Here is a 6,210-nt window from a genome sequence, read left to right on the forward strand (position 1 = left end):
CGAGAGTCTACGCGCGTTGGCGGATCGCTGCCCCGCGGCGCGGCTCGCGCAGGAACGACGTTCAGAAACTGCCGAACAGCGACCCAAGTACGATTACCACGGCGAGCGCGATGAGCGCGCCGACGATGCTCACTACCACGAGGTCGCGGTAGCTTTCGCGATGCGTCGAGCCACACACGGCCAGCAGCGTGACCACGGCGCCGTTGTGCGGCAGGCTGTCGAGCGTGCCCGACGACATCACGGCCACGCGGTGCAGCAGCGCGGGATCGATGCCGTGCTGGGCGGCGAGTTGCATGTAGGTGCCGCCGAGCGCGTCGAGCGCGATGGTCAACCCGCCCGAGGCCGAGCCCGTGAGCCCGGCGAGCAGGTTCGTGGCCACGGCAAGCGAGACGAGCGGGCCGCCGCCGATGCCGAGCACCCAGTCGCGCACGGCCCCGAACGCGGGCAATGCGGCGATCACGGCGCCGTAGCCCACGAGGCTGCCCACGCTCAGCACCGGCAACACCGACGCGTTGGCGCCCGCATCGACGCTTTCGCGCAGCGCGCCGAGCCGCCCGCGATTGAGCGCCACCAGCACGATGATGCCGAGCGCAAGCGCGACCGAGACACCCCACACGCCCGCCACCGCCGAAAGCGTGGTCGCACCCCAGCGCGGTTCGGCGAGATACGAGGCGTCGATGCGCGGGAACACCACGACGTTCATCACGAAGTTCATCGCCACGACGACCACGAGCGGCGCGAGCGCGGCGAAGGGCGACGGCGGCCCCGCGTGGTCCGGTACAGCCGCGCCGCCGATCTCGGCGGGATCGAAGGCTTGGGCGAGGCTCGCGCGCTCGCGCACGAGCGAGGACTTGGCGCGATCTTCGTCATCGGCGCCGCCGTTGTCGGGCTCGACAAAGCCCTCGCCGTTGCGCCGCGCCGCCGCCGCCGCGCGCCCGAGCCACCAGAGGCCGAAGCCCGCCATCACGAGGCTCGCGATCACGCCAAGGCCCGGCGCGGCGAACGGCGTCGTGCCGAAGAACGGCATGGGAATGGCGTTTTGCAGCGCGGGCGTGCCGGGCAGCGCCGACATCGTGAAGGTCGCCGTGCCGAGCATGATCGCAGCGGGCATCAGGCGGCGCGGGATATCGGCGGAGCGAAAGAGCGCCTGCGCCATGGGGGCGAGCACGAAGAACGCGACGAACAGGCTCACGCCACCATAGGTGACGAGCGCGCCGCCCAGCACCACGGCCACGAGTGCGTGGCGCGTGCCTAACTTGTCGATCATGAGGCGCGCCACGGCATCCACCGAGCCGCTGTCTTCCATCAGCTTGCCGAACAGCGAACCGAGCAGAAAGAGCGGAAAGAACTGGGCGAGAAATCGGCCCGTGCTCGACATGAATGTTTGCGTCCAATGCGCGAGCACCGGCTCGCCGGAAATGAGCGCGGCCAGCATGGCGCACAGCGGCGCGAGCAACAGCACGCTCCAGCCGCGATACGCGAGCCAGATCAGGAGCGCGAGACTCGCGAGCATGCCTCCGAGGCCGATAACGAGTGTGCCCGCACTCATTGCAGTACCCCTTCGAGCAGCGCTTCGAAATTGAACGTGGACGCGTCGCCGAGTTGCGCGCCGTGCTGCGCGAGGAATTCATCGGCTGCGCGACGGCCTTCGTCGCGCAGCATCGTGATGAACGACCATTCGGCGTTGAGCTTCGACGACGCGCCCAGCGTAACGAGCTTCGCGCTATGCACGCGATGCAGGCGCATATGCGCCCAGCGGCGGCCCTCCTCGCTGCCCGCGTCGGCGACCTTGTGCAGCAGCGCCATCATGCGCAGTTCCTTGATGAGCGGCGAATTGAACGCGATCTCGTTCACGCGGTTGATGATGTCGCGCGCCGAACGCGGCGTGCCCGCGCGTTCCACGGGGTTCACCTGCACGAGGATCGTATCGATCGAATCGGTCTCGCGAATCAGCGGCGTAATCGTGGGATTGCCCGCGTAACCGCCGTCCCAGTAGGCTTCGCCGTCTATCTCGACGGCCTGAAAGAGCGTCGGCAGGCAGGCCGAGGCGAGCAGCGCGTCGGGTGTGAGGTCGGCGTTGCGGAACACGCGCGCCTGGCCGTTGGAGACGCGCGTGGCCGTGACGAAGAGCTTGATGCGCGAGCGGCGCAACGCGTCGAAGTCGATGGTGTCGGCGAGAATCGTGCGCAACGGGTTCACGCGCCCCGGATTCAGGTCGTACGGGGAGACAACGCGCGCCATCATGTCGAGCGCGACGAACACGGGCGAATGATCGAGCGTCCAGCGGCCGAGCAGGATGTCGACGGGGCCGCGCCGCAACGGGCTGAAGCGCGCGGCGTCGGACACGCGGCGCCAGAAGCGCTCGAGCGCCTCGCGCGCGCCGGCCGCGCCGTCGCGCGCATGGCCGCTCGCGAGCACGGCGGCGTTCATCGCGCCCGCCGAGGTACCCGAAATGCCTTCGATCTGAAGCCACGGCTCTTCGAGCAGGCGGTCCAGCACGCCCCATGTGTATGCGCCATGGGAGCCCCCGCCTTGCAGCGCGAGATCGACGAGCAAGGGCTCGGTGCGGGTCGTGCGGGTTGACGTCTCGGCTTCGGCAGGCATCGCGGCTCCGTTGCAGACAGACCACGGGCGAGATTACAGGAAAAGCGCAAACGGCCGCACGAGAATGACGCAGCGCGCCATCGGGTTCAAGTGCGCTGGAATCGCACTGCAACTGGCACGACGCGGGGCGGTCGCAGCGGCGCACCAGGGCGTTTGGTAGACTGGCTCTCCCGTCACGCTTTCCCGCCTTGCCGTGTCGAATGCTCATCCGCTGCGGGGGCCGCTTTCGCTCTCGGGCCCGCTTCCCGGGCTGCTCGCCGAAATCCGCGCCTGCCATGCCTGCGCCGACGCGCTGCCGCTCGGGCCGCGCCCCGTGCTGCAGGCGAGCGATACGGCAAGCCTGCTGATCGTCGGCCAGGCGCCGGGGGCGAAGGTCCACGCCTCGGGCGTGCCGTGGGACGACGCGAGCGGCAAACGGCTGCGCACGTGGCTCGGCATCGACAGCGAGACGTTCTACGACGCCGCCCAGGTCGCGCTCGTGCCGATGGGCTTTTGCTACCCCGGCCGCGGCGGCGGCGGAGACAACCCGCCGCGCCCGGAATGCGCCCCGCTATGGCACGCGCGGCTCGTCAAGCAGTTGCGCGGCGTGCGCCTGACCCTGCTCGTCGGCCAGTATGCCCAGCGCTATTTTCTGGGCAGCGAGCGCCGCGACTCGCTCACCGAAACGGTGGCGGCCTGGCGCGACTACGCACCCAATTTCGTGCCGCTGCCGCATCCGTCGCCACGCAATCAGGCATGGTTCAAGCGCCACCCGTGGTTCGAACTCGACGTGCTGCCCGCGCTGCAGGAGCGCGTGCAAGCGCTGCTGGCATCCGGAGGCCGCCACGCGCAAACCCCTAAAACGGAGCCGACGATGACGAAACCGGCAATCGATGTCCAGCGTGTCTACGATCCGCTGCCCGAGAACGGACACCACTGCTATCTGGTCGACCGGCTGTGGCCGCGCGGCCTGAGCAAGGAAAAGCTCGCGAACGTGGAGTGGCTGAAGGAAGTGGCGCCGAGCACCGAACTGCGCCAATGGTTCCACAAGGACCCGGAACAGTGGACCGAATTCAAAAAGCGCTATCTGGCCGAGCTGGCCGCCAATCCCGACGCCTGGCGGCCGCTCGCCGAAGCGGCCGGGAACGGGCACATCACCCTGCTCTATGGCTCACATGACACGCAGCGCAATCACGCGATCGTGCTGCGCGACTATCTGGCGAAGCACGCCGGGCACAAATGAGCGGACGGCGCTCGCGCGCCGCCCGTTTCACGCTCAGAAGAGATACATCCCCGCGACGAATACCACACCCGAGAACAGCAGCGTGGTCACGCAGTAACCCATGATGTCGCGCACGCCCAGGCCCGCGATCGCGAGTGCGGGCAACGCCCAGAACGGCTGCGCCATGTTGGTCCACGCCTCGCCGTAAGCAATCGCCATCGCCGATTTGCCGAGGTCCGCGCCCAGCGCCTGCGCCGCCGGCATCACGAACGGCCCCTGCACGACCCAGTGGCCGCCGCCCGAAGGCACCGCGAAGTTGATCACCGCCGAGCTGAGAAACACCAGCAGCGGAAAGGTGTGCACGTTCGCGATATCGACGAACCACTTCGTGATGACGCCCGCCAGACCCGAGTGGTCCATGAGTGCCTGAATGCCCGCGTAGAACGGGAACTGGATCATGATGCCCGAGGCGCCCTTCGCGGCGCCGGCCACGGCGCGCGCGTAGGCCATCGGCGTTTTGTGCAGCACGAGGCCCGTCGCGAGGAACACGAGGTTCACGGTGTCGATGTCGAGCGCGAAACCCTTCGTGTGAAACCGGAAGCCGAGGAACACGAAGCACAGCGCCGCCACCAGCAGCGAGAGCGCGCGGCTTTCCTCGATGCGCTCGGCGAAGGTCGCATCGGGCCCGAGCTTGCGCTCGACGCTCGGCGGATCTTCGAGCAGCGCGGGGTCGACCGAGACGACATCTTCGGGCTTCGGCATCATGAGACGCACGAGAATCGGCAGCAGCACGATCAGTCCGAGCGTGATGAACGCGTTATAGCCCGTGAAGATGGTGTGCGAGACCGGGATCAGGCCGACGGCCTTTTCCATGGGATTGCCCTTCGTGGCCGCGACGAGCGGCACCGAGCCGGACAGGCCGCCGTGCCACGTGAGAAAGCCCGTGTACGCGGCGGCGACGAGCAGCCGGTAGTCCGCGCCGCGTACTCGCCGCGCCACTTCGCGCGAGAACATCGCGCCGAGCACGAGCCCGAAGCCCCAGTTGATCGCGCAGGCAATCGCACCCACGAATGCAACCAGCATCACGCCCTGGCCCGGCGTGCGCGCGCAACTCGCCAACGCAACCAGCATGCGCTTGACCGGACCGGAGCTTGCAAGCGCGTGGCCGGTCACGAGAATCAGGACCATCTGCATCGCGAACGCGAGCAGATTCCAGAAGCCCGAACCCCACATCAAGACGAGCGCTTCGGGCGGCTGCGGCGTGAGCGCGAACGCCAGCACGAAGGTCACGACGGTGAGGAGAATGGCGAAGATGAGCGGGTCCGGCAGGATCCGATGCACTACGCCGGTAAAGAAATGGGAAATACGCTGAATCACGGTGGTCTGCTCCTCGTCTGCTGATACGAAATCGGCCGCCTGTTTTCTTCTTTGCGAACCGAGGCCGCGATTTTTGCACAGCGCCGCACAATGCGTGCGCCCCGCCGGCAATTTGCCGAATACGTGCTTAACGCGCTGAACGCGCTGAACGCCGCGCCTGACCGGTGCGCGCGCACCCGCACGAAATAAGCCGTTACATGCCTGGAAGCGCCCAAAAAGCCTTATCTGCTACCGTTATGGTTGCTATCTCAATAAATGTCCGGGTGATTCCACCCAGCTGGAGGCAGCAATGCGCAAGCAGTTTCTCGGTGTCGTGCTCGCCGCGCTAGCCGGCATATTCGTGGCTTCTCCGCCCGCGCGCGCCCAGTCGCAGGCATTCACGAATCAGACCGTCAACATCTACGCAGGACCCGCAGCCGACTTTCCTATCGTCGCCCAGATTCCGGGTGGCGTGGCAGTGACGGTATGGGGCTGCGTCGCCGGCTTTAGCTGGTGCGACATCGGCTTTCCGGGCCTGCGAGGCTGGGTCTACGGCACCTTCATCAGCTATCCGTGGCAAGGACAGCGTGTGCCGGTGATGAGCTATGGCCCGCGCATCGGTCTACCCATCGTGACGTTCTCGCTCGGCGCGTACTGGGGCCTGCACTATCGCGATCGGCCGTGGTACTCCAATCAGTCGCGTTGGGCGCGCCATCCAGGGCCGCGGCCCATGCCGCCGCCTCCCGTGCGGCCGCGTCCGCCCGTCGGTCGTCCGCCCAGCGGCGCGCGGCCGCCTAACCAGGGCGGCGGGAACCGGCCGCCCAGCAACAACGCCGGACAGGGAAACCGGCCACCCGGCGCGGGCCACGGCAATAACAACGCGCGACCACCCGGACAAGGGAACGCGCGGCCGCCGGGACAAGGAAATGCCCGTCCGCCTGGTCAAGGCGGCGGCCGGCCCCAGGGGCAAGGCGGTGGGCGGCCGTCCGGCGGCGGAAGTAATCGACCGCAAGGCGGCGGCGGCGGTGGCGGGCCTGGTGGTGGTGGCG

Annotated in this window: 5 protein-coding genes and 1 pseudogene; 3 read left to right on the forward strand and 3 right to left on the reverse strand. The window is 67.9% G+C overall.

The window, feature by feature from the left end:
• Positions 1 to 61: 61 nt before the first annotated feature.
• Together M3I53_RS26845 and M3I53_RS26850 are read right to left on the reverse strand one after the other, a co-directional pair.
• The gene (locus tag M3I53_RS26845) at positions 62 to 1,549 is read right to left on the reverse strand and encodes a GntP family permease (protein WP_254318891.1); all 1,488 of its coding nucleotides are present in this window, start codon (positions 1,547 to 1,549) and stop codon (positions 62 to 64) included.
• Positions 1,546 to 2,604: a patatin-like phospholipase family protein gene (locus M3I53_RS26850; RefSeq protein ID WP_254318893.1), complete on the reverse strand. Its 1,059-nt coding sequence runs from the start codon at positions 2,602 to 2,604 to the stop codon at positions 1,546 to 1,548. The genes M3I53_RS26845 and M3I53_RS26850 overlap by 4 nt, the downstream gene beginning before the upstream one ends.
• 211 nt (positions 2,605 to 2,815) lie before the next feature.
• Between M3I53_RS26850 and M3I53_RS26855 the strand changes: the two are divergent.
• Both M3I53_RS26855 and M3I53_RS26860 read left to right on the forward strand, forming a co-directional pair.
• A pseudogene (locus M3I53_RS26855) lies at positions 2,816 to 3,415 on the forward strand (uracil-DNA glycosylase family protein); the annotation flags it as partial.
• 42 nt (positions 3,416 to 3,457) lie between these two features.
• Positions 3,458 to 3,826 (forward strand): DUF488 domain-containing protein, encoded by a 369-nt coding sequence (locus tag M3I53_RS26860; RefSeq protein ID WP_254318906.1) that lies wholly within the window; start codon positions 3,458 to 3,460, stop codon positions 3,824 to 3,826.
• A 33-nt stretch (positions 3,827 to 3,859) separates the two neighbouring features.
• On the opposite strand, the gene M3I53_RS26865 is transcribed toward M3I53_RS26860, so the two are convergent.
• Positions 3,860 to 5,182: a TIGR00366 family protein gene (locus tag M3I53_RS26865; protein WP_254318894.1), complete on the reverse strand. Its 1,323-nt coding sequence runs from the start codon at positions 5,180 to 5,182 to the stop codon at positions 3,860 to 3,862.
• Between the two features lie 289 nt (positions 5,183 to 5,471).
• Here M3I53_RS26865 and M3I53_RS38290 point away from each other — a divergent pair.
• Positions 5,472 to 6,210, forward strand: a 739-nt coding sequence (locus tag M3I53_RS38290) for an SH3 domain-containing protein (protein ID WP_302057858.1), incomplete at its 3' end; no start/stop codon positions are given.

Source organism: Paraburkholderia sp. CNPSo 3272, from assembly GCF_024206495.1.
In the GTDB taxonomy this organism is placed as follows: Bacteria; Pseudomonadota; Gammaproteobacteria; order Burkholderiales; family Burkholderiaceae; genus Paraburkholderia.